Genomic DNA, 2,696 nt, shown 5'->3' with positions numbered 1-2,696 from the left:
TTCCAGCATCGAAAATGACCTGTCTGCTTTTTTCGATTGGATCAGGTCTCATACCGAAATTGCAATTGATGATGAGGATGGAGCGCCCTCAAACTGGTAGTAGATCTGGAGGAATAACAGGCAAAAACCAACATGAATATATTCGAACTCCTTTCATACAAGCTTGAGAATTTCCTGAACATCCGTCCATATCCGAAAGAACTGGGCGCTGTTTTTTACCAAGAAGACGAGCCTTCACTGCTGTCTGTCGCCGCTAGAAAACACAACGGTTCGACCTTCTACATCAGCCGCTGGCACGATTTGTTTTCCATAAGCGCCTTCGAAAAATCCATGTCAAAAAACGGTTTCACGGAGCCGGACTGCTATGCCCTTCTCTTGGTCCTGTCCCGCTTTGGCTATCTGCTTGAAATCGACAACCGTCAACGAACCAATAAAGACTATTTTATTTTCTTTTTTCTGACTCAGTTAATCAGTTTGAAGAACAGTTCTCTCGACGCGGATGCCCAACTCAGGAACTATATGCTCAGGTTCCTGCTTTTCGAATTGAGTATTGACGACGAAGCGTATCGTCGGTTCAGCATCAAGGATAATCATCTGGTAATGGCTACCGACACCCGGGGGCCCGTAGCTTTTTTGGATGTCATCGACCTGGTTTACAAAGCGATCAAATTTGATAGCAGAAAAGAACATGTACTGCTGAGCACGTTAAAAAATTATCAAACAAGCCTCGCCACATTACTGACCGAACCCGACGACACAAATTACCGTTTCAGGCTAAATGATCGTCATAGCGAATTCATGTATCCCGATGTATTTTTGCAGGCATACGCTAAAAACAAGAGACAGATATTTCATATTTTGATCGATACGATCAACCCCCTTCAATCAACGGAAAACCTGTTTGTCTCCAATATTATTTTAATGAACTATTCCTTTTATATTCTGAAAAACAGACCTCACGAAATTCTAAAGCTGAAAAAATACATCAATGATGAGGTGCTGTTCAGAAAACTTCTGGAAGCAATAATTACTCGTCGAATGGCAATAAATAAATCGTCATTCGAAAAAACATCCATAGCCCAGGACCTTTCTTTGATAAAAGACAATTCGACCTCGTTCTACAATATTTTGTACAGCCTATAGATGCTCTCACAAACGAGAGAACCGCGCTGATGCGCATGCCGTAACCGACAAAGAGCAAGGTGCAATGGAAGGCATACAATTGCGCAACAAGCGCAACGATTGCGCGGCGGCCAGACGCTTGCGTCGGATAAATAACCCGCATGTCTGACGCGCTTTGGGCCGCCCGGCTGGGCGCTGGCTCAATCGCCTGTACTACGGCAGCGGCCACCTGCACCAGATCAACCTCGACGGCCAGGTCATCAGCGACTTCGAACGCGACCGCCTGCACCGCGAAGTGCTGCACTACGACGCCACCGGCCGCATCATCGCCAGCCAGGACAGCCCGCACGGCCAGCGCGAAACCTTCGCCTACGACGCCGCCGCCAACCTGCTGGACGCCCCGCAACCCGGTGCCGGGCTGGTGGTGCACAACAAACTGCTGACCTATCAGGACAAGCGTTACCGCTACGACGCCTTTGGCCGGCTGATCGAAAAGCGCAGCGCTAAACGGGGCCTGCAACGCTTCGCCTACGACGCCGAAAGCCGGTTGATTGAAGTGCGCAACGAAAACGGCAGCGTGGTCAGGATGACCTACGACCCGCTGGGCCGACGCATCGAAAAAACCGAGCACGACACCCACGGCTACCCACTCGGCGAAACCCGCTTCACCTGGGAYGGCCTGCGCCTGTTGCAGGAACATCGCCATCAGCAGACCAGCCTYTACCTCTACGAAGACGAAGGYTACSAMCCCCTGGCCCGCGTCGACGGCACCGGCCCGCTGCAAAAAATCCGYTACTACCACAACGACCTCAACGGCCTGCCGGAACAGCTCACCGAAGCRGACGGCCACAACGTCTGGCAGGCGACTTATCGGGTGTGGGGCAACACGYTAGAAGAGGTGCGCGAGCCGTACTACATYGAAGAGCAGAACCTGAGGTTTCAGGGGCAGTACCTGGACCGGGAGACGGGGCTGCATTTCAATACGTTCCGGTTCTATGATCCGGATGTGGGGAGGTTTACGACGCCGGATCCGATTGGGTTGGCGGGGGGATTTAATCTCTATGTTTACGCACCTAACCCCTTTACTTGGATAGACCCGTTGGGGCTAGCCTGTGGTCCAGCCACCAGGCAGAACTCAAAAGGGAGATGGATCGATGCCAAGGGCAAATTTGCGAATAAACCTAATGTCTCCAAACTTCCGTCGCTGAAAGGGAAATCCGTGCAACAGGTGGAGAAAATCCTCCGGCAAAACGGCTATACCAGAACGAATCCAGCAAATACCAGGAACCAGCGTTGGGTACACTCTGATGGTTCAGAAGTCCAGATTCATGCTTATGGGAATACGAACCCCACACCGTTCAAAGGATCGAACAATGCTCACAGTCACAAATCATTAGGTAGACATGGAAACCCAGGCACCACTGAATTAGCTAATGACGGAAAAACAGCCGTCAGCACTCATTCCTCGGAAGCGCACATCGGAATGAAAAACCCGCCAGATTACCCAACGGTTTCGGGCAGACCTCACGGAAGTTAGAAGGTAACCATAATGTCGGCAGAGTTTATATTGTCTT

The 2,696-nt window shown here is 50.6% G+C and carries 1 protein-coding gene and 1 pseudogene; both read left to right on the top strand.

Features of this window, described 5'->3' with window-relative positions; genetic code table 11:
• Positions 1-132 precede the first annotated feature (132 nt).
• Positions 133-1,143: a hypothetical protein gene (locus AC1DH9_RS26700; RefSeq protein WP_427547423.1), complete on the top strand. Its 1,011-nt coding sequence runs from the start codon at positions 133-135 to the stop codon at positions 1,141-1,143.
• 163 nt (positions 1,144-1,306) lie between these two features.
• Positions 1,307-2,266: pseudogene (locus AC1DH9_RS26695) on the top strand (RHS repeat-associated core domain-containing protein); the annotation flags it as partial.
• Positions 2,267-2,696: the final 430 nt, after the last annotated feature.

Source organism: Pseudomonas sp. 05T35, from assembly GCF_056396605.1.
This window is presented reverse-complemented; position numbering and strand designations above follow the sequence as displayed.

Bases quoted from the DNA above. Each gene is read 5' to 3' on its own strand.
- AC1DH9_RS26700 (WP_427547423.1), top strand. From the start codon at position 133: ATGAATATATTCGAACTCCTTTCATACAAGCTTGAGAATTTCCTGAAC.